General features: G+C 45.8%; 18 protein-coding genes and 1 pseudogene. 16 read left to right on the top strand and 3 right to left on the bottom strand.

From position 1 onward, the window contains the following. Positions 1-464 precede the first annotated feature (464 nt). The 5 genes and pseudogenes from EI981_RS16720 to EI981_RS16695 all read left to right on the top strand — a co-directional run bounded on the left by EI981_RS16720 (position 465) and on the right by EI981_RS16695 (position 5,277). On the top strand, positions 465-1,817 hold the full coding sequence (locus tag EI981_RS16720) for a DJ-1/PfpI family protein (protein WP_127000023.1): 1,353 nt from the start codon (positions 465-467) through the stop codon (positions 1,815-1,817). A 479-nt stretch (positions 1,818-2,296) separates the two neighbouring features. Then, positions 2,297-3,368 (top strand): annotated as a pseudogene (locus EI981_RS30335) (transposase). Positions 3,369-3,448: 80 nt separating this feature from the next. After that, positions 3,449-3,787 carry a thioredoxin family protein gene (locus EI981_RS16705; protein WP_127000021.1) on the top strand — a complete coding sequence of 113 codons (339 nt, stop codon included), beginning with the start codon at positions 3,449-3,451 and terminating at the stop codon, positions 3,785-3,787. Between the two features lie 306 nt (positions 3,788-4,093). Continuing rightward, the gene (locus EI981_RS16700; RefSeq protein ID WP_127000019.1) at positions 4,094-4,618 is read left to right on the top strand and encodes a zinc metalloprotease; all 525 of its coding nucleotides are present in this window, start codon (positions 4,094-4,096) and stop codon (positions 4,616-4,618) included. 26 nt (positions 4,619-4,644) lie between these two features. After that, the gene (locus tag EI981_RS16695; RefSeq protein WP_127000017.1) at positions 4,645-5,277 is read left to right on the top strand and encodes a hypothetical protein; all 633 of its coding nucleotides are present in this window, start codon (positions 4,645-4,647) and stop codon (positions 5,275-5,277) included. 89 nt (positions 5,278-5,366) lie between these two features. Here EI981_RS16695 and EI981_RS16690 read toward each other — a convergent pair whose 3' ends face one another. Next, on the bottom strand, positions 5,367-6,251 hold the full coding sequence (locus EI981_RS16690) for a M23 family metallopeptidase (RefSeq protein WP_227011470.1): 885 nt from the start codon (positions 6,249-6,251) through the stop codon (positions 5,367-5,369). 158 nt (positions 6,252-6,409) lie between these two features. Between EI981_RS16690 and EI981_RS16685 the strand changes: the two genes are divergently transcribed. Further along, positions 6,410-7,522 carry a GIY-YIG nuclease family protein gene (locus EI981_RS16685; RefSeq protein ID WP_227011469.1) on the top strand — a complete coding sequence of 371 codons (1,113 nt, stop codon included), beginning with the start codon at positions 6,410-6,412 and terminating at the stop codon, positions 7,520-7,522. Here the strand turns inward: EI981_RS16685 and EI981_RS16680 are convergent. After that, positions 7,500-8,327 carry an AraC family transcriptional regulator gene (locus EI981_RS16680; RefSeq protein WP_127000013.1) on the bottom strand — a complete coding sequence of 276 codons (828 nt, stop codon included), beginning with the start codon at positions 8,325-8,327 and terminating at the stop codon, positions 7,500-7,502. The two genes, EI981_RS16685 and EI981_RS16680, sit on opposite strands and share 23 nt — an antisense overlap. 190 nt (positions 8,328-8,517) lie before the next feature. On the opposite strand from EI981_RS16680, the gene melA reads away from it, so the two are divergent. From melA to EI981_RS16660, 4 genes are all read left to right on the top strand, one after another. Continuing rightward, positions 8,518-9,816 (top strand): alpha-glucosidase/alpha-galactosidase, encoded by a 1,299-nt coding sequence (gene melA, locus EI981_RS16675; RefSeq protein ID WP_127000011.1) that lies wholly within the window; start codon positions 8,518-8,520, stop codon positions 9,814-9,816. A gap of 261 nt (positions 9,817-10,077) precedes the next feature. Next, positions 10,078-11,544, top strand: a complete 1,467-nt coding sequence (locus tag EI981_RS16670; RefSeq protein WP_162616201.1) for a stalk domain-containing protein — start codon at positions 10,078-10,080, stop codon at positions 11,542-11,544. Positions 11,545-11,695: 151 nt separating this feature from the next. After that, complete coding sequence (locus tag EI981_RS16665) at positions 11,696-12,283, top strand: TetR/AcrR family transcriptional regulator (RefSeq protein WP_127000007.1); 588 nt, start codon at positions 11,696-11,698, stop codon at positions 12,281-12,283. A gap of 172 nt (positions 12,284-12,455) precedes the next feature. Further along, on the top strand, positions 12,456-13,634 hold the full coding sequence (locus EI981_RS16660) for an MFS transporter (RefSeq protein WP_127000005.1): 1,179 nt from the start codon (positions 12,456-12,458) through the stop codon (positions 13,632-13,634). Positions 13,635-14,075: 441 nt separating this feature from the next. Here the strand turns inward: EI981_RS16660 and EI981_RS16655 are convergent, their stop codons facing one another. Next, the gene (locus EI981_RS16655) at positions 14,076-15,173 is read right to left on the bottom strand and encodes a WD40 repeat domain-containing protein (protein WP_127000003.1); all 1,098 of its coding nucleotides are present in this window, start codon (positions 15,171-15,173) and stop codon (positions 14,076-14,078) included. A gap of 185 nt (positions 15,174-15,358) precedes the next feature. Between EI981_RS16655 and EI981_RS16650 the strand changes: the two genes are divergently transcribed. From EI981_RS16650 to EI981_RS16625, 6 genes are all read left to right on the top strand, one after another. Beyond that, positions 15,359-16,315, top strand: coding sequence for an AAA family ATPase (locus tag EI981_RS16650; RefSeq protein ID WP_227011468.1), 957 nt, complete (start codon positions 15,359-15,361; stop codon positions 16,313-16,315). Positions 16,316-16,359: 44 nt separating this feature from the next. Next, a complete protein-coding gene (locus EI981_RS16645; RefSeq protein ID WP_127000001.1) occupies positions 16,360-17,004 on the top strand; it encodes an RNA ligase family protein in 645 nt (214 codons plus the stop codon). 285 nt (positions 17,005-17,289) lie between these two features. Further along, positions 17,290-18,099 carry a hypothetical protein gene (locus EI981_RS16640; protein ID WP_126999999.1) on the top strand — a complete coding sequence of 270 codons (810 nt, stop codon included), beginning with the start codon at positions 17,290-17,292 and terminating at the stop codon, positions 18,097-18,099. A 99-nt stretch (positions 18,100-18,198) separates the two neighbouring features. Then, the gene (locus tag EI981_RS16635; RefSeq protein ID WP_126999997.1) at positions 18,199-19,266 is read left to right on the top strand and encodes a suppressor of fused domain protein; all 1,068 of its coding nucleotides are present in this window, start codon (positions 18,199-18,201) and stop codon (positions 19,264-19,266) included. A 69-nt stretch (positions 19,267-19,335) separates the two neighbouring features. Then, the gene (locus EI981_RS16630; RefSeq protein ID WP_126999995.1) at positions 19,336-21,009 is read left to right on the top strand and encodes a DUF6138 family protein; all 1,674 of its coding nucleotides are present in this window, start codon (positions 19,336-19,338) and stop codon (positions 21,007-21,009) included. A 55-nt stretch (positions 21,010-21,064) separates the two neighbouring features. Further along, entirely contained in the window at positions 21,065-21,730 is a 666-nt protein-coding gene (locus EI981_RS16625) for a DUF2625 family protein (protein WP_126999993.1), read from the top strand. Positions 21,731-21,737: the final 7 nt, after the last annotated feature.

Below are 21,737 nucleotides of genomic sequence, written 5' to 3'. Positions count from 1 at the left end.
AATGACATTATACGATAAAGTCGGATTATATAGTGGAAAACTCTTTTTTATGGTGAAATATAGGTAGGATAATTCCTCATCTTGTAGTGTCAAAAGGTAGGTGTAGTGACAATGTTTTTACGTCGTAAAGTGATGACTTTGCGGCAATACCAGTCGATGATGAGGAACAGTTACATAAAGGCTTTTGTCCATCCACAAATACATGTTCCACCATCAGGTACATTGCCCCCAATTCATGAGAACGTGCATATGGGAAATTTGTGGAAATTTCGTTGATGTTTCACCCTTTCCAGAAAAATTATAGCCCTATCGAGTCTTGCAAAAAAAGTAGAACAGTCTTAGGTCCAGCATCCGTTCCAACATTGGTCGAGCTCCTCTAACCAACCATAGACTGATGATAAATTCATCTTGGTTTGTTATATTTTGTTTTGGTAAAGAAGCCGGAGCTAAAGGAGAAATGACAAGTGAAAGTTGTATTACGCATCACGATTTATCTCATCGTTTTTGTCGTTGTCGTGGGAGGGGCAGGAGCGATCGGATTCATCAACACAATGAATAACGGAATGTCGATTTACAATAAAGCCGTCCCCGCATTAACGAATGTGCAGGTACCGAAATATGATGCCGGCAAACCGACAGTGGCTGTGCTACTGGCGAACGAAGTGACGGAAGTGTTCGACTTTCTCGTCCCATACGAGATGTTTGCGATGACAGAGGCTTACAATGTATATGGCGTTGCCCCTGACCGCGAAATTAAATCCCTAACCGGGGGACTCGATGTTGTCCCACATTATTCATTTGATGAAATGGACGCGATGCTAGGCAAAAGTCCGGACATTATCGTCATTCCGTTTATGCCGATTTTGGATGATAATAAATATGTACCTGTCCGAGAATGGATTCGAAAGCACGCGGACGTTAATACGACATTGCTCTCTATTTGCAACGGAGCAGAAAATCTGGCGGATACTGGCTTGCTGAACAGCAAATCAGCCGCGACGCACTGGGGAGACATTAACCGGCTTATCAAAAAATATCCAGACATTCAGTGGGTGAAAGATCAGCGCTACGTTCCGCAAGGTAATATCGTCTCTTCTGCCGGTCTGACATCAGGGATCGACGCAACGCTATATGTCATCTCTCAGCAGTTGGGTGATGCGGTTGCGAGAAAAGTAGCGGAAAATATGAATTATCCTTCTTACAATTACGTGACAAATCCGAAAATGAAGCCATTCAATGCCGGGTTGAGTGATATAACGTACGTACTGAATAATGTTTATCAATGGAACAAAGTCAAAGCGGGCGTGCTTCTCTATAACGGCGCAGATGAGCTGGATTTGTCAGCCGCATTTGACACGTATGCCGCTTCGGGTACGACAACCACACTAACGGTTTCCAGCAAGAATGAAGCCATCGTAACGAAACACGGCCTGAACCTGGTCGCGCGTTATCAAACAAAAGACGTGCCGAAGCTCGAGAAAATGATTGTCGTAGGTGCCGATGCCGAGTCTGAAGCTGCCGAGGATATCAAGCAGTGGAATAACAGCGGCAATAGTGCGAAGATGATGTTCTTGCATCGTGATATGTCGGGCCGGTTTGCAATGGACCCTGCATTCGAGGATTTGGCAAAACAGGAGGATATCCAGACAGCGAAATTTGCCGCTAAGCGGCTTGAATATCGTGCCACCGACCACCTGAAGCTGGAGGGCCACCCTTTCTCCTTTGAAGCGTTTGGCATACCGATTTTGCTCGGTATCCTGTCTTTGCTTGTCGCTCGGTTCATCGATAGGCGTCTTATCGGCAGGAAAAAAGGATAGCTCGCGCATCGAGTGAAACGGTTCATCCGACAAAGGGCAGTCGGGGCAGGGCTAATCGAATGCGGATTTTGGAATAGAGAGACTATAAGTGGCTGATTCAACTACCGGGAAACAATAGTTCAATACAACAGCGGTTAGTCTAGGACTTTATTTTGTCGTCCATGACGGCCGCTGCTACAATTATTGGGGTCAACTAATATTAATTTTAAGAATCCTGACGGTATATTTCGGCTGCATGAATTGTTTTACATTCCATAACTTCAAACATGGACACTAGTGGATCAAAATATTGATTGATATTTAGCAGACCACATGGCTTTTTATGCAATCCCAGCTAACCTCATGTAAAGATCTAGAAATATTCTTCCATCGTTCCGGGTCCACCAGGAAGAGCAATAAAAAAATGTTACCCTATATACTTGCTTCCCCGTTCGAAGAGAAAAAATTAAGTCTATTTTTGATGAACAGAAGGTAGCCATATGGATATTCTTAATCTTTCGAGTTTTAAGGTTCTTAGCATTTCAGAGAATGAACACGATTTTCTAATTCGAGTGGAGACTAACTCTCTACCTTCTCATTGCCCTCATTGTGGGTGCGTAGCGAACCTCTACAAGCACAGCAACAGAGAGCAGCTTTACCGATTCACGGAAAGCGTGTAGGGCTTCTAATTAAGCGTCAGCGGTATAAATGCCGTGAGTGTAATCAAACCTTTTGGGAGCGATTAGACCATACCATAGACGAAAAGAGAAGCTGTACTAAGAGTCTCCTGTCTTATGTTGAAAAGCAAAGTCTTAAACGAACATTTGTCAGCATTTCCGATGACGTTGGGATGAACGAAAAGACGGTCCGGAATATTTTTCGTGACTACATCAACCGTCTGGAAAAAACGGTTAGCTTTGAAATTCCTAACTGGCTCGGTATCGATGAAATCCACATTATCAAGCCAAGATGCGTCATAACCAACATCGAGGAAAGAACACTTGTCGACTTTCTACCGAATCGTAATAAGCGATACGGTCATAGCTTATCTTTCTAGACTTCCTAACTCCTCTCTCGGCATTGTCTACGAATTGAAAGAATCGTTCTTTACATTGTGGGATAGCGACAGTAGACAAAAGGCATACTTCAAATACTACGCCTGGAAAGCGAAGATTCCAAAAGAACTTCATACGGCTTTTGAGCCTCTTATGATATATACACATTTAACTGATGAAGAGATGTTACAAAAGCTATGGCTAACTGGGAAGAAGAGATACTTCGATCACCGCGTTACTAATGCTTATACGGAGTCACTGAACAGCCTTATCCGCGTCATTAACCGTTTGGGTAGAGGCTATTCATTCCGAATCCCTACGAGCCAAAATACTCTTTACAGAGGGGCTTGCAAAGCAACGTAAGCCTAAGTATCAGCGGCGAATCGATAACTATGAACGGGAAGAAAACTTCCCGATGTTTAAAATGTCACCTGTTATACGTGAGCCAGAAGAAATAACCCTGCTAGGTATCGATCTTTCCACCTTGATTGAGAAATTGGAGAAGGACGAATTATAAGCCCTTTTCCACCACATATTCCGAATACCCTTTATTTAAAAGCCAAACATAGAGTCCAGTAAGAGAATAGGAGAAAAATGATGAAGAAACTAGGAGAATTAGATTCATATGCGAAGGTAGAAGCCTTCATCAAAGAGCATGAGCTATCCTTCCTATATGTATCAAGACCAGACTGTAGTGTATGTCATGCGATACTACCTAAGCTGCAAACTTTGTTGGACCATTTTCCGCAAATGGAGTTAGGGCAAGTGAATGCGTTAGAAGTGGAAGAGATCGCCGGACATTTATCGATCTTCACAGCACCTACACTACTCTTGTTCGTCGAGGGCAAGGAATATTTGAGAGAGGATCGTTTCGTCCGCTTTGCGGATTTAGAGGAGAAGCTAAAAAGAATATATGAACTGTATACTTCGCATTAATCCTGCTTAGTATTAAGTTTCTGGCTAACCCCGTGCCTAGGCGCGGGGTTTTGTTATTAGTGTAAGTATTCTCACTGATGTTGAACTATCGAATGGGATGATAGATCATATTGCTATAATAGGTACAATATGGTATATATTTTGATAGAATCATTATTATACTAAATAAGTTAAAAAAGAGATTAATAGGTAGTTGAAGCGGTATTAAGAGGAGACAGGAGGGGAGCAAGTGCAACAAGCTCAAGCCCATCAACGTCGGTCAATGTAACCGAGTGGTTCAAGAAAAAATTATACGAGGTGAGAATTTTGAAAATTAGAATTATGAAATTAGTGGTCTCATCTGTCATTCTACTTCCACTATTGCTCGCCCATAGCTTTCAGGCAAATGCAGAATTAACGAATATCGGAAGCCCGAAAGCGGGCATCGATGTGAAGTATCCGGATAACCTAAATGATACATGGAAGACGCCGATCTCCAATGGAATCTCCGCCTGGAATGGTACTGCAACCAAGGTTACTATCGGTTACTTGAGCTCTTCCACGAATTCCATTACAGCTGCCCAGTACTCGGATACATGGTACGGATTGAATACACAATGGAAATCCCCTTATAAATACACCATCCAATTAAATGCCAGAACCATCGCTAGAGATGCTACGAATTTCTCCAATTTTGTCAAAGGTACCACGGTTCATGAATTTGGACATTGCTTCTTCTTGAAGGATAACCCCAATACAACGCTTGCCTCGATTATGAAGTATACCAACAATTTTAATACCGTAACGACCCCACAGCAGTATGACATTAATGACGTCAATTCGGTATATTAATTAAGAGGACTTGGAGGAGGATGGGCATGAATAAAAGTAAATGGATTCCTGTGTTCTCAATATTCTGCCTCACCATGGCGTTGCTTGCTGGTTGCGGCTCTAATGAAGCAAAGTCCAGCGATTCGCAGACTTCTGCCAACGGAGCTTCCGAAGTGGTTCCCAAGCAGGAAGTATTGATTGATGCTTCTTTTCCGAAATATAGCAGCTTAGGGGAACTCGAGAATCGGGCAGACCTTATCGTTGAAGGACGGATACTGAGTTCTACGTTCAAATTTCTGAATGTTGCTCAGAAGCCTTCCGATCCCGGCGATGAGCGATTGAATCCGGGTACTGATCCCGCGGCCAGTCCGCTGATCCCATACACCATTTATGATGTGGAGATTCAGAAGGTCTATAAGGGAGAGGTGACGGAGAAGGAGACGATACAAGTAAAACAGGTGGGCGGCGAGAATCAGAAGACGATCTTCAAGGTCAATGATTCGACCGAGCTTAAAATGAATGGCGATTATATTATGTTCCTGGCAACCTTCGATAACTCTCCGGCTTCCTTGCTGAACCCGATTCAAGGATCTTATCAGCTGGTTGATAATCAGATTATCGCTAGCGATAAGAATACGATCAAGATAAACTTCAAAGATTTGAAACAGTTAACGGAGTGATCGCTTCTGAAGCGAATATCCTGTTAATTGTAAAAGACTCATATTCAGGGCCAGCAGGGCCCGACGAATATGAGTCTTTATATTTAGTGCTACTGAAGCGGAAGGACGATATCTCCTTTTTCAGGCATAGGCTCTGCATCGATTCCTGTGAAATACAACGGGAGCCCCTCTGCCAATATCGGATGAGGAGTGGACAACGGATTTTGCCGCTGATGATGAATATGCAGATGAGGCTCAGAACTTGAACCGCTATTGCCAACCCGACCCAGGACATCACCTGGCTTAACCTGGTCCCCAACCTGCACTGTGACACTATTTTGCCGAAGATGGTTTAGCAACAGATAAGTTCCGGTCTCATCCATTTTCAAATATACATGATTACCTTCCATTGATAGTATATCTTCTGATCCAGGCTCAATATCAGGCTCAGCGTCATATGCAGCGATGACTGTACCGGATACGGGGGCAAGTACTTCTTGGTTCCAAATCCCGTAATCTTCAAAATGAGTACTGCCTGTACTATATGGCTCCATCAGTAGATCATATGCCCAGCGCTCCGACGGCCATATGACGTGGGGAAGATTGGTATGGGTGGAATCGCCACCCCAGCCGACAACCGTTGGCCCGGCAAGAGGCCATGTAGCGGTAACGGCAGGTTTGGTCCTGTCGACTTGCGCAGGGTACGGCATTAGAATGATATTCAACGTGAGGAGCAGATGCAGCGCCATAATCGTACATAGCCCAAAAGTGATTATTCGACCTGCAAGCCGTCTTCCCTTAGATAGATTGATTGCAATAATGACAAGACTGATCAGCATGCCTGCGGAGCCGAGGAACGGCATAACAAGCTTTAACAGAAACCAGGCGTAAACCGACGGCAAGCCGGGCGCCCCTAGAACAATCATCCACAGCAAAAAAATGATGAAGGCCAGCAACATGTTGGTATTCCCGATTTTGCGGCTAATTTTTCTCATAGCTACCTCTATATTCAATATTGTCGATAATAACCTCTTAATCTATAACGATTGAAATAGTAGAATTACTACATAAGCATGGATTAGATGAGAGCGGATTATAGAATGGATGATATTTTGACATAATGAGAAGCTGGGAGATTTGGAGGAGACTAGGGTTGAACACGCATGTAGCAGAACGGGTTAGAAATTTGCCCTTAACGCCGGGGGTATATCTGATGAAGGATTCCCGGGGTACGATCATTTATGTTGGCAAGGCCAAACAGCTGAAGCGGAGGGTTCAGTCGTATTTTCACAATTCAAAGTCTCATTCGCCGAAGATTGCCAAGTTGGTCGCCCATATCGCTGAGCTGGAGTATCGCAATACCGATACAGAATTTGAAGCATTTATGCTGGAGTGCAGACTGATTCAAGAGCTGAAGCCGATGTACAACAGGAAGATGAAGAATCCGCTCGCTTATACCTATGTAGCGATTCGGAATAAGGCCGGCCTGCGGCGCATGGAAGTGACTGACACCCCAGGTGGCGACGGCGAGAGTATGTATTTCGGCCCTTATACAGCCAGTAAACATTCGGTTCAGCGAGCCATTCAGAGTATTGAGGAGTGTTATCACATTGCTTGCAGTCAGCCGTTAGCTGGGAGGGCATGCTTAAATTATTCTCTTGGGCTATGTCTTGGAGTCTGTCTCGGCGGGGAGGCAGTGCAGGAGTATGAGCGGATCATGGATCGTATCGTGAGTTTGCTTCAAGGCTCCGGTTCAGCTCTTCTTCATGAGATGGAACAGAGCATGCAAATGGCCGCAGAGAGCTTTGAATTTGAAGCGGCTGCGAGATGGAGAGATCATATAGAATCCGTGAACTTTCTGTTAAGTAAGAGAAAAGTAATTGAATTCTCAGCGCAGAATCTTAGCACCGTCGTCTATGAGTATATTGACGATGCTATGATCAAGCTTTTCCTGATTAGACAGAACCACATTTTATTTAGTCAAAAATATGCTCTCCCTGCAGATGGACAACAGAGAGTGTTATTAGCGGCGGAGATCCGATCGAGAATCCTGCAATATTTTAAGATAGATTCAGACTCTGATGAGGCCCTGGTTCAAATAAGTCGAGAAGAGATTGATCAGGCTCAGATCATATATAACTACTTACACGGAAGCGGAAGCTGTCATCTCCATATTCAGCAATCCTGGCTGGGGGAGATGGAGCAACAAGAGTTGGATGAAGTGTTGTACAGCTTCCTGCCGCCTAGTTCCCGCGAAAATATTTAGGGGATTGTCCGATGACCTTCTTGAACATCTTCGAGAAAATGAATGGGTCTGTGTAGCCGACGGAGCGCGATATGTCGCTGATGGACAACGCCGGGTTAGCCAGCAATTCAGTCGCTCGGTTCATTCGGTATTCCACGAGGAAGCTCTGCAGGGAGCTGCCGTATTTGGTCTTGAACAGACTGGATAAATAGGTCCGGTCCAGACCAACAAAGGCGGCGATATCCTGAATCGTAATCTTCTGACTGTAATTGCTCTCAATAAAACCTATCGCTTGCTGGATATAAGTATCTCTGGAGGGAGAAGGCTTGGACTGTTCGCAAGAGGTTTCAGAACAGGATATGAGCTCGGCAATTAGCCGATAAAGTATGCTCTGGCTTAATACATCACTGCTTCGCTCGGAATGAACGGCTAGCAGATCATCGTAGAAGGATTCAAAATAAGGGTTATGAGGCGTATCATAAATGAGCTGGGACGCTTCAAGCTGAGCACGTCTCATGAATGATTTAGCGCTGAGACCGTTGAAGGCGACCCATGAATACGTCCATGGATCAAGCTCATCTGCTTCATAATGAACAATAGTTCCTGGTTCGATCAGGAAGCCTTGCCCGGCGGATAGGGAATAGCTATGATTGCCGCTATGAAATACACCGCAACCGCTATGAACATGATGAAGAATATAGGTATCACGTACCCCTGGACCCCAGGAATGATTAGGCAAGCACTCCTCTTTGCCGAAGAAGATCAGGTTAAGATCCAGCCGGTCCGGCGGCATCGCGGAATTAATCGTGACATTGATTCGGGACATGCAGCAACGTCCTCCGTTCGTGAAGTGAGTAGAAGCTATATATTATATTATAACAGGTAAGACACAGGTTTATCGCTATAAATGTTATATAGATATTGGATTATGACATGTAAATCATGGGTTGCTCCATGTTCCCTAATTCTGTCTGCGCTTATACTCGAGATAGATTATGACATGGAGGCGATGGTTAATGTCCAAAATAACTTTTCTAGGTGCAGGCAGTACGGTTTTTGCTAAAAATGTGCTAGGCGATGTCATGCTGACGGAAGCTCTGCAAGGCTATGAGTTGGCTTTGTATGACATAAATGAGGAGCGTTTAAGCGATTCTGAGAGATTACTGAATAGTATGAGGCAGACTCTTGGAAGCAGTTGCACAGTCAAGGCGTACCATGATCGGAAGGCAGCTCTTAAAGGCGCCAAATTTGTCGTTAATGCGATCCAAGTTGGTGGTTATGATCCTTGTACGATTACCGATTTTGAGATCCCGAAGAAGTATGGTTTGCGTCAGACGATCGCAGATACCTTAGGAATCGGGGGGATATTCCGCAATTTGCGGACGATTCCGGTGATGCTTGATTTCGCTCAGGATATGCAGGAGGTCTGCCCCGATGCCTTGTTCCTGAACTATACGAATCCGATGGCGGTACTAACGAATGTGATGAATACTGTCGGCGGAATCCGCACTGTAGGGTTGTGTCACAGCGTACAGGTCTGTGTACCAGGATTGCTTGAATCATTAGGCATGGATCATGAAGGGGTTCAATCCAAAATTGCCGGAATTAATCATATGGCCTGGCTGCTCGAAGTCACAAAGGATGGGGTAGATCTGTATCCCGAGATCAAGCGCCGGGCGGCGGAGAAACAGAAGGAGAAACATCATGACATGGTGCGGTTTGAGCTGATGCTGCGTTTCGGCTATTATGTCACGGAATCGTCTGAGCATAATGCCGAGTATCATCCTTACTTCATCAAGCGCAACTATCCTGAGCTGATCGAACGCTTCAATATTCCACTTGACGAGTATCCTCGTCGCTGTATTGAACAGATCAAAGGCTGGAAGGAAATGCGCGAGAAGCTGTTTGCCAGCGAGAGCATTGAGCATGTCCGAACTCATGAGTATGCTTCTTACATTATGGAAGCGATCGAGACGAACAAGCCGTTCAAGATCGGCGGCAATGTGATGAACACCGGGTTAATTACGAACCTTCCGTCCGAAGCTTGCGTGGAAGTACCATGTCTGGTGGATGCGTCTGGGATTACTCCAACTTATGTAGGAGCGCTGCCGCCGCAGTTGGCTGCCTTGAACAGGACAAATATCAACACGCAGCTGTTGACCATTGAAGCAGCCGTAACCGGACGCAAGGAGCATATTTACCATGCCGCCATGCTTGATCCGCATACCTCTGCCGAGTTGTCGATCGATGATATCGTCTCGCTCTGTGACGATCTGATTGAAGCGCATGGCAGTTGGCTGCCGGAATTTAAATAATTTCTTAGTCTACTTAATTTATGAGAGACAGTTCCCTGTTTTAATAGACAATGGGGGCTGTCTCTTTTATATGGATATTCCTCATCCAAACTTGAAACCTTTAGCCAAACTCAAAAACTGCATTATCGCAGGGATTTGATCTCTAAGGTGGCAATATTGGTTAAATTGCTGCATATTTGCAGGCTTTTTTATATTTTTGACACCCAATATATGGTATTATGGCTTGGTAGAATATCTGATAGTATTGAAGGAGGAAGTTGGATGAAGCGAAGGGATATCTTCGGAAAATGGTTCATTATAGCCTTCCTGGCTATCGGCAGCTTATGGCCGGGCGGTCACGAAGTGAAGGCGGACTCTCCGGTTCATGTTGTTAGCGCCGCTGGTGGAGATTTATTTGGAGTAGCAGCCTGGAGCGATGGTTCCGTTACCGGATGGGGATACAATAAGTTCGGCCAGGTCGGGGACGGTACAGGCATTCATCAATATGTACCAAAGAAGATCGCAGGACTTGCGCATGTAACCCAGGTTGCGGCAGCGCAGAGTACTTCATATGCTGTGACGGCTGAGGGGGAGGTATGGGCATGGGGAGAGGGATATTCCGGTTATGTGAACGATGATCCTGTACTACCATATCAAAAAAGGGAACTTCCATCTAAGCTTGAAGGTCTAAGAGATGTGGCAAGCATCAGTACGAACGGTTCCGCAGGAATCGCAGTGCATAAAGACGGTACGGCTACATTGTGGCATGTTTTTTATGATTCTGATTATAAAAAGCAGATGAAGTATGTATCACTAAAAGGAGTTACAGGGATTAAAGAAGTTCATATTATGGGCTCGAAAGCACTGCTTCTGGATCAGGATGGCAAGTTGAGCTCGCTAAATATATATAATGACTTCTACGGAAGGTATCGGACTGTGAATGAGATAAAGGCACCAGAGATTCTCATATCGGAGATATCACGCGTAGCTATATCATGGCGAGACATCTTCGTGCTGCGTAAGGATGGAGCTGTACTTCAATTGAACGAGAAGAATCAGAAACTCACGGCTATCAGTGGGTTAAAAGAGATCTCTGATATCCAGACAGGTTATAACCGGCTCTATGCTCTTAAGCAGGACGGTACTGTCTGGCAGTGGAACTACAACTCTGGCAGCAAGGCCAAGCCATTTCAGATCAAAGGTTTGACAGGCATCTCGGCAATATGGGGAACGACGGGGCAGACAGGCTTTGCCTTAAATAAAAAAGGGGAGTTCCTGGCCTGGTCTAATGGTTATAACGCAGGGCTTGCCTCAGGCAGTGGCTCGGAATATAACCGCTCGGAGGCGCTGATAACTCCAGTGCAGCAAGCTCTGTCTTGGAAAGTGAACGGTGAGGACATCAGTTTTTATGCCACCTCAGGTGTAGTGGATAATCAATTATACGTTCCCTACACCAGTGTGTTTGAAGCGATGGGCATAACCATTACCCGCAAAGAAGTGAAGGCGAACGATCCGAAGGCTGTCCCGCGTTCTTACACGGAGTGGAGCTTCACTTATGGCAGCCGGACGGTATCCATAAACAAAGGCAAGCCAGGCGAGGTATACATCAATGGCAAAAAGTCGGAGGCTCCGGCCAACATCATCTCTATGTCCAACTCGACCCTGTTCCCGCTCGAGATGATCTGTGAAGGTCTGGGAATCGATTTAAAATGGAACAAAGCAACTGGAGAGATTGTGATTCAATCTTAAGAAGACTGCGCGGTTTCCAAACTACTTGTTCAAGACAAAGGGGTCCCCTGCGATTTTTTTCGCAGGGGACTAAGCTTGAGGTATATTTGACAGAACAGTACAAAATGCGTATTCTAATTACAGTTCAATCTTAAGAAAGGAATGCTGATTTATGAGCAAAAGTGGAAGACCTCGAGAGTTTAAAGATACCGCTGTTATTGATGCCGCTGTGGAAGTGTTCAGGACGAATGGCTATGAAGCCTGTTCAACGGATGACCTCTGTAAGCAAACTGGACTCGGCAGAGGAAGTTTATATAACGCATTTGGCAGCAAGCACGAATTGTATGAGCATGCCCTTCGGCGTTATCATGAAGTGGGTATTCAGGCGCAAATCGAAATATTGGAGCAAGAGGGCCCGGTAAAGGACTGTCTCCGCTCGTTATTGGAGTGGGAGATTCCAAGGGGAGAGAAAGATGACAGTAGAGGCTGTCTTCTGATTAATGCGGCGGGTGAAAGGGCAAAGAGCGACCCAGTCGTCGAGAGGATCTTCAAGCAACATGTAGATTTACTGGAACAAGCGATATGGAAAGCCATCCGAAGGGGCCAGGATACGGGCGAAATATCAAAAGAGCAATCAACTGAAGAGCTTGCCGGAATGATACTTAGCAGCTATTATGGACTTCGCGTTATTTTTCCAGCTACGATGAATTACACTTTGGCGAAAAGGATCATTGACGGAACCCTAGATTCCATTTTTTAGAGAGAAAAGTCCACATATATTTTTTGTACAATTTTGTACTGAATAATACAAAAGTGTCTGATTATCTATAAAAAATGTTCATCTGATAATGATCTAATTCGAATAGAATTTTTTTGTTTACTTTTGTACTGATTAATACAAAAATAAAATATTGACAGGAGTTGTTGTTTGCGTGCCGTTAGTCATCTATGTACTTGGCCTCATGATATTTTCCATGACCACCTCAGAATTTATGGTCGCCGGAATGATGTCTTCATTGTCGAGGGATTTCGGAGTCTCGATTGCAGCAGTTGGATATCTTATTTCCGCCTATGCCGCCGGAATGATTATTGGGGGGCCGCTTCTTACAGTGGGATTGTATAAGGTGCCGCGTAAAAAAGCTTTTATGGTGCTTGCTATTGTCTTCTTTGCGGGCCAAACCTTGGGAGCCCTAGCACCAAACTATGAGATAATGATGGTAGCGAGGGTAATTACCGGAATCGCTTCATCTGCTTGCTTTGGGGTCTCTATTGCGCTAGCTCTAACGCTTGTAAGTTCGGAGTCCGGCGGCCGTGCAGCATCCATCGTTCTAGGCGGTTTAATGGTGGCTACTGCGATCGGTCTGCCTGTTGCGATGCTGTGCGATCAGTATTTTGGATGGCGCGCAAGCTTTTGGGCGGTCGATGTTCTGGTACTATTGTCCGCAATTCTGGCACAATGGCTCATTCCTTCATCGCCATCTGCAGAATCCGTAAGTATATGGGAAGAATTCAAAGACTTCAACAATCGTCACTTGTGGGCCGCTTATACGACTAGCATGTTGATTATTGGAGCGGCTTTTGCGGCATTCAGTTATTTTTCACCAATCCTGACCGATGTTGCTGGTTTTGGAGAGCAGACTGTCCCGCTTTTGCTTGGCATCTACGGGGTGGCAACAGTCATCGGGAATATCATCACAGGAAGGCTTGCTGACCGATATATGATGCCTATATTAACTACAGGTTTGATTATGCTCACTTCCGCATTGATTATATTTGGCTTGTTGGCTGATCACCCAGTAATCGTAGTGATGGCTGTGATCGTCATTGGGCTCGCAGGAGTGCCAATGAATCCGGCAATGACGACCAGAGTTACACGCTCCTCCAATGCGGGATCATTGGTTAATACGATTCATGTCTCCATTATCAATCTAGGTATTGTTATAGGCTCATCACTCGGAGGATTCACTATCGATCAAGGTTTTGGTTTGACTTCTCCTTTATGGGTTGGTGTGATCCTGGCTGTACTGGGACTTATTTCATTGCTGCCTTATCTGTTAAAGATCCGTGAAACGGAGGTTCAGACGGGAAGCAGGAAACAGACTTGCGCATAAATGCCGGACAACACAGCAATAACAGGGGGATGTCTCAAAAGTTGGTTTTCCGACTTAGAGACGCCCCTTTTGCATGCCCAAAAATGTGGGCATTCCCATGTCTTGGCCTGATTACTCGGACATTTTTGACCGTTAGCGTTGATCCTTTTGTACCCTGTCCTTGTAACGGACAATTATGTCCATTACAAGGGGGGATGTCGCAGAAAACCGTCTTTTTTGCTTCTAATGGTCAAAAGTGTCCGTTAGAAGAGCGAATTTGCTGTTTCCCTACTCTAACGGTCGTTTTTGACCGCTTGATAAGTGTGATTCGCTAGTTCCAGGATTCCTGCGCCTAATTGCTGCAGTTTCGTGTGACAGGGGAGAACCTGATCGTTGATTCTCGTTATTGTGCGCTTTCGAGTTCAACTGGCTTTGGTAGCAAAAAATGTGGATATATAATTGTTAGATGGCATACAAGCTTATGCAACCATAATCGGAATACAACGCCAAGTAATCTTTAGTAAAGACCAGCTTGCAGTTCTTCACGACATGTTCTGGCTTGAATTCGAGTATTCGCTGCCAGGACTCTGTATGATAGAGTTGAACCTTTCCGAAGCTAAATATGGCCAGTAGTGGTTTGGTCGGATGTACGGCGAAGCTTCTAACATGATCGGTTTTCCACTCCGACCGTCTTGTTAGAGTGTTCATATCATAGCATGCAAGTTCCCATGAGCCGTATTGTTCTTGGGTAAATAAGTAGCGGTTATCGGCTGAAAAATCCATGGCTGTGGTCATAGCACTGATGTCCTTGGCTATCGAATGTGCAGAGCCTGTCTCCATATCGCAAATGATAATATCATCAGGATGAGTACAGTAGGCCATTAAGCGCCCGTCTCGCGATAAGGCGGCGCATAGCTGGGGACTGTGACCATTAACGATTTCTGGTGTTGCCTCAGTCCGATACAGGCGTTCCTGCGTCAGAAGATCTGTCATCAATAAATGAGATCCATCGTACCAAAGCCCACGGTTTCCCGAAAGGGAGAGCGTGCTGTTATGATATGTAAATGAAGTGTAGCTACGAACGCTTCCATCCATGGATATTCCTGAAATCTTATGGCTGTCATTAATGAGAAGCTTGCCCGCTTCCAGACAATAAAACATATCATAGATCAAATGATTACCTGCCAACTCCCAAGTAACCTGTTTTTGCCCATGCTCGTCCAGATGATAGATTTCTTCCTTTTCAAATTGGCCGACCACATATCCAGCATAGAACTGGTTGGTATCCGCAATAGCAGCCAGCGGCATAAAACCGGTGTAACCGGCCCCGATATAAAGGTGGAACAATGGTGTGCCCGGCGCAGCTTCGGAATTTCTATAAATGAAGCCCTTTTTAAGTTTACTCCACATTTCTTTCTCCGCATATTTCGCCGCTTGACCGGAATCGACGAATAACTTCTCGCGAGGCTTGCCTCCATTATTGGACATGACAACGCGGTTCCCGTCATAGTCGATTTCCCAGGTTTTATGGCTATGTGAATTTTGAAATATTCTTCTCATAGGATGGCTAATCCCCTTTTCATTATAGATTCGTCAAATTATACCATGAAAGTAGGACCATACAGACCATAAACAGGAAAATTCAGGTGAAAAGGCCGAGGTCGATGCGTCGCAGGTCCCGTGTGTTTCGTAAAATGCTTCCTATATACTGATCATAGGGCTGCTGGAAAGGAGGTGATATAGCGATGAGTGTGATTCATATGCTGGTCGGTATTCCGGGTAGCGGGAAAAGCTATTATGCCAAAGAATTAACCAAGCGGGAAAAAGCAGTGCTGGTAGCGACCGATTCCATTCGGGAAAGATTGTTCGGCAGCGAGTCGAAGCAGAAAAACACGTATTTGGTTTTTGATGAGGCCTTTGCAGAGATAGAGCAGGCGTTTGGGACGGGCAGAAATGTGGTCTTTGATGCCACGAATGTCAGTCGGGATCGGCGTCTCAAGTTTTTGAAACGTTTCAAAGACTTCCCGGTCCAGTGCCACGTTTTTGATACTCCTTTTGCGCTAGCAAAGGAACGAATCGAGGGAAGAAAGCGACGGATCAGCGACACGGTGCTCACCAAGTTTGCCAAAAACTTCGAATTCCCTGTTTTAGGTGAAGGATTTCAAGCATTGCATCTGATTCATGCTACGGCAGAGACGGATCTCGATCGACCCAGGCTAGAGCAGTTGCTTGCGGAACAGGCGGGGCATGATGAACTGTTTGCTTATTTAGCAAGTTCGCCCCATTTTCGGGTCATGCTGGGATATGATCAAGAGAATCCGCATCATTCCAAAACCCTATCCGAGCATACCTATGCCGTCCTGGATTATATCAATGTCTTCTATGAAGGCGACAGCTTGCTGGCGATGCAGCTTGCAGCTGTATTCCACGACGCGGGTAAACCGTTCTGCAAAGTATGGAAAGAGATGCGCGGGTACTACTCGTATTACGGGCACGAGCATGTGTCTGCAATGATAGCTTGCCATGTGCTGAATGAGCTTGGCTATGAAGACGATTTTATTCTGCATGTTGTGAATATGGTCAGCTTCCATATGGAGATCTTGCACGGCGGTGATGCTGGTGCGTCCCGAATTTATCATTTGCTTGGCGAGGATCGGCTGGCGGAGCTCTATTTTTTTTGCCGAAGCAGATTCCTTTGCTAAATGAGGATGCTGCAGCATCCTGATAGAAAAGAGGTGATTGATCTATGAAAATCAAATATCCGAAAACGATGCATCTGCCATGGTCGCGCGGGTATACCGATGATGATAAGATTTTACGAAATACCGATCATTTTGTAGGGCGAGAAGTCGTTATTACTGAAAAAATGGACGGCGAAAATACGACCATGTATCCAGATTTCATTCATGCCAGATCGCTGGACAGTAAGGACCATTCATCCCGGCATTACGTAAAAACGCTGCATGGCGGCATTAAATACCTGATTCCGGAAGGACATCGGTTATGCGGTGAGAATGTGTACGCGAAGCATTCCCTGTATTATTCGGCTCTGCCAAGTTATTTCATGCTGTTCTCCGTATGGAATGAGCACAATATTTGCCTGTCTTGGGATGAGACAGTAGATTTGGCGGCACGGCTCAATTTGTCGACAGTTCCTGTGCTGTACCGAGGAATTTGGAGCGAGGAAGCGGCTAAGGCGTGTTATACCACACAGTCTCGCTGCGGCGGAGAACAAGAAGGATACGTTGTCAGGCTGGCATCTGCCTTTGCGTATGAGGATTTCAAACGGTCCGTAGCCAAATTCGTCCGTAAAAACCATGTTCAAACCGATGAACATTGGTTAAGCAAACAGGTTGAATCGAACCTGCTTACCGAGGTAGCGGCGGAATAAAGTTGTTGATAAAGAAAGAGGTGTTGATCATGTAATTCTGAGTAGAAGTACCCAAAACATGAGTTCTAACGAAACTAGATATCGCTATGGGGGCTAGAAAGGAAATCTGAAAATTTTAACGAAACGGGGTATCGCTATTGACCTAAAATGGGGGCATAGTGCTTGTTTTTACCCTAAATAACGTTCTGTAGTTTCGTTAGATTCGATTTTAGCTTGTATTTGAGGCAATAGCGGTTTGTAGTTTCGTTAGAAAAACATCTGAGCCTGAATAGGAGGTGATTATTTTTGTGCACAGGAGTTTCGCTTTACGACACTCTTCATATTCATCCTTTGGATGCCTTGCAAGCCGGGAAGTCTTATTTTGATGCCATTGGCATGCCGATTACCGGAGCCACTTATTATGAGCATATAAAGGATGGGGACCATGAAGGGGATCATGATCTATTCGAGGTATCCTTGGAGGAACTAAAGGCAAGGATCGAGAACGGGTTGACAAGTTCTTATTGGCTTTACAGCGATGTACGTGGAGGGCGACCCTGGGACGCTGCTTTTACATATCAGACCGGTGAATATGGTAGTTTTCCGCATATCGGGGCCCATTGCGACAGTAAGCTTGAAGAGATATATGGAGCGATAACGGAGTGGACTAACAGTGCTGCACAGCGGTTTGATGTACCATACGGCATTGTATATACGGTAGATAGAATTACGAAAGCAATGTACTACGCGGCGGGAGAAAACGGTGCCACCATGTTTCCTTATGAGAACGGCTTCGCTTTTATTCACGAAGCGCCAGGAACCTATCAGGGACAGGGTCGATACACAGAAAGCATGTTGCGGATGGTGTATCCATATAATCTTCTCAGTGAGAAGCATATGAAAATTCATATCGCGGGGCAGGGAGATGGCCCGACCTTGCGAGACTGGATTGAAGATGACGAAGAACGAGGGTCGCTCCGTCCGCTCGGCAGTCATTTCGTATGGGAAATACCGGTTGAACATCTTACGGTTGTGAATCAGATATTAGGCGAAGCCGGGATTCTGGTGGCCTGGCGGACTCAAAAGCCCAAGCAACGCGTTCGAAAATTACCGTAATTTAAAGGTAGTTCAAAAAGCCCAGTGTTGATAAGAAAACCGATCTTTCTGAACACGATCTTATATTCAATTAGTCATAAATACATAGGAGGCAAAGTGATGAGCGAAGAAGTAGAAGAAAATACATCCGGCTGGGATGCGATTGATCAGGAATTAGGTAAAATCTACGGGGAGCAAGAGCTGAAGCATTATGGGACGATGATTCCCTATTCACTTGGAGGCGAGGATCCACTCGATGGTATTAGCGCCTACAAAAGCGAGACGCCAGTGCCACATTGGCATTTTGTCACGTATGGATTTTCGGAACTGTATGAGAAAGAATTGGAGAATGCGGAGTACAGCGGTTACGGGTTTGAACTTACATTTCGGCTTGTGCGGAATGAAGACGAGGAAGAGCCTCCCGCATGGGCGCTCAATTTGCTGCAAAATATGGGGAGATACGTGTTCGGCAGCGGCAATGTGTTCCGCTCCGGTGATTATTTGGATGCCAATGGCCCCATCTGCCTTGGCGCGGATACGCTACTCACCGCACTTGCTTTTACACTCGACCCGGAACTACCGACGATTGAGACACCGAATGGTCATTTGGAATTTATTCAAATGGTTGGCATTACAGTCGATGAGCTTGAGGCCATGCAGACTTGGAATACATTAGGCGTGCTTGAAGCAGGCTTGGCACAGATTCCAGGTTATGTTACGGATTTAACGCGTGATTCTCTTTTAGAGGTTCCGGCGATTGCTGAGGCGGTTGAACAGGGGATAGAGCAGGAAGGCTCTAATACTGGCTTTTTATTCGTGGATCAGTTGGGCTGGGAGCCAGGGAAGAAAGGATGGTTCAACAAACAGCCGGATCGCGTGAAGCTCGGAGCGAAGCAGGCTGGAATCATTGGCAAACTGCTGCGTGGACGGATATTAAAACAAAGAAGTCTTACCCTTGTGAGTCAAGAAATCCGTGTTGTATTTGAGCCAGGAGAAAGTGCCGAGTTTCGTATGGAGGATAAGGAAGTCAGTATTCGTTTGAATCAAGAAGCTGCCACCGAGCTCAGTCAAAGGCTGGTACCACTGGAAAGCGAGTTTGGACTGGCTTCACTGCCAGGGCTTTTGTTCCAAATCATAAAGACTCATATTAAAGATCAAGAGGGCAACGTCGTCGAGACGATCGGCTGACATAAACAAGGGAGAAGCAGGAGATGAAGTAGTAAGCCTATACGTAGGTCAATAAGGGGAGAGTTGCGTTTGAATCAATATGTCGAAGCTTTTCTTGACGATGTATGGAGTCAGATTATCCCGGTCTATGAGCGGGAAAGCAAAAGAATTCAAGAGTTAAAAAATCGTAGCCGGCTTCAGGCTGGGGTGAACGATTACTTTAAAGTCTCGTGGAAGAACGAACAGCAAGGCGGCGGATACGGAACGATATATATCGATTTATATGAACCCTTTGATTGGAGCGATAGCTCTTATACGGTAGAAGCAGGTTCTTATATTGAAGGTTTGCTGGAAATGAAGGATGAAGCGCTGTTGGAGGAACTTTATTCCGCTTTACGTGCGCAAGTAGAAGAGACTTTTCAATCCGATCGATATGGCAGCCGGTTTTTCGATTACCGAATGGAACTGATTCTGGAATTGGAGCGGGGGTCTGCCGCGCAGCACCGTCAAGAGGTGCTAATCAATGAGCATAAACTTCAAGTGCTGAAGCAGGAACTCGCTGCGTTTATCCAATCCAAGGTACTGGCAGAGCTGCCAGTGCGACCGAACGAAGACGATGAGTTTTTCTTTGCGCGCCATTTACTTAATCCGCAGTTTTTTGCGCAGAAATCTGACATTATAGATCCGTTAATTCAGCGTCTGAACGACAAGCATCGTGCGAACCGCAGCCGTTTGGAGCAGTGGTCCTATCAGTATACTTCAGCCTTAAGAGAGTGGGCGGAAAAACAGTTTTTGGAGCGGTATTTTGACCGAACCGGGAATTTCGGGCATGAATGGCTGCTTAAAGAAGGAGCCAAGGCTAGCCTGCCGAATGCCGATGCAATAGAATTTTTCCTATATGCGGCGCTGCAGATTGGCCGTAAAAAGCCGGACACTCGCAAGGAATATCTTGAACTTGCCAAGCAGCTCGGATCGGAACAGGCAGCAAATTATTTGCAGCAGGGCAGCGGACGGTATGAAAGCATGCGGCAAGGCAGCTTGTTCCAAGGCAAAGCGAATGATATTTTGCAGACGATCGACATCCGAATTGCGTCTGAAGAGGAAGCGGCCTACCGCGAAGCGCTGGATTATGTCATCTCGCTGTTGGAACAAGGATTCCCCAAAGGTTATAAGCTTACGTTACGAAGCAAAGCCAAAAACTATTTACCGGTTAAAAAGCTGGCGAAATCGCAGCAGCATCAATTTTTTGCCAATTGCGTCCAGTACCCAGACTTGTTTCCGCGCGTAGCGAAATATGTGGAAGCTGCTTTGGAGGAATTCGCCTGGTACGGGGATGTGGAGCCCGGCGAGAAGTCGGCAATGCCCGGAACCTATGCAGTGTTTGGATTGGGATTGTACAGCGAAGTCTATTACCCGCTCGTGCAGCGGTACATGGAATTGGTGGATACGGAGCATCAATCGGTTCAGGACGGATATGCGGAGGCTTTTGTGGAAGCACATGGGCTTTCCGTGCAACAGATGCCAGTGTTGATATCTATCTTACTGGGAGGCAATGAGTCGGCAGGGGCAGTTAAAAATATCGTCATCGACAGCCTGGAACTGGCGGACGCACTTGTGCATGAGCTTGCAGCAAAGGAAGACTATCAGCGTGAATACGTTCTTTACCGGATTTTTGGCAGCCGCAGCAAGCTCGCGCAGCGTGCGAAGAAAGAAACATCGCCACTCAAGGACAAGCTGCAGATACTGCTGGCCTGGATGAGATAAGTAGTCTGGAAGAGCCTGACCGAAGGAATCAAGAAGAAGGTGAAACAAGAGGACCATGTTAAATGAATCTAAAAAACCCATCGAAGAACTTATAGATGCTGAAAATGATTCATGGGTCGAACTTAGCGAAATGCTGAAAGACAGTGCAAATACCTACAGAATTATACCAGCAGAGTTAGATACAGCTAAGGAGACTTTATACGCTTTGCAAGTGAGCACCCGATCCTACTTAGGGAGTGTCGCCTACCGGACCGGAGGGATCTTGTTTGATGAAGGATGGATTACTCTGCTTGGAGCTGGTAGAGCTGAAATATGCGGCAGTTTGACTTCTTGGAATGGACTTCATAAGAATGATCTAGAGTTTGCTCCCTTGGAGGGAATGCTGGTTGTAGCCTACGATGCTGCAGGCGGTTTTTTCGCCTTGGATACAGGACGATATGAAGGTACCGGTCTAATCTATTATTTTGCTCCGGACACGCTGGAATGGGAGTCAACCGAGCTAGCTTATTCCGGATTTATGGCGTGGCTGGCCGATGGAGATCTGGAGCAGTTCTACCAAACCTTCCGCTGGAAAGGCTGGCAGGAGCAAGTCAGGCAGTTGGAGTCCGATCAAGTACTGAGTTACTACCCGCCGCTGTGGTCGGAAGAAGGGGACGGGCAGAACAGTAGCAAAAGCCCGATCTCGGTCAAGGAAGCATGGCTCGCAGCTGTAAAACAATAAATTCCTA

This window comes from Paenibacillus lutimineralis (genome assembly GCF_003991425.1).
In the GTDB taxonomy this organism is placed as follows: Bacteria; Bacillota; Bacilli; order Paenibacillales; family Paenibacillaceae; genus Fontibacillus; species Fontibacillus lutimineralis.
This window is presented reverse-complemented; position numbering and strand designations above follow the sequence as displayed.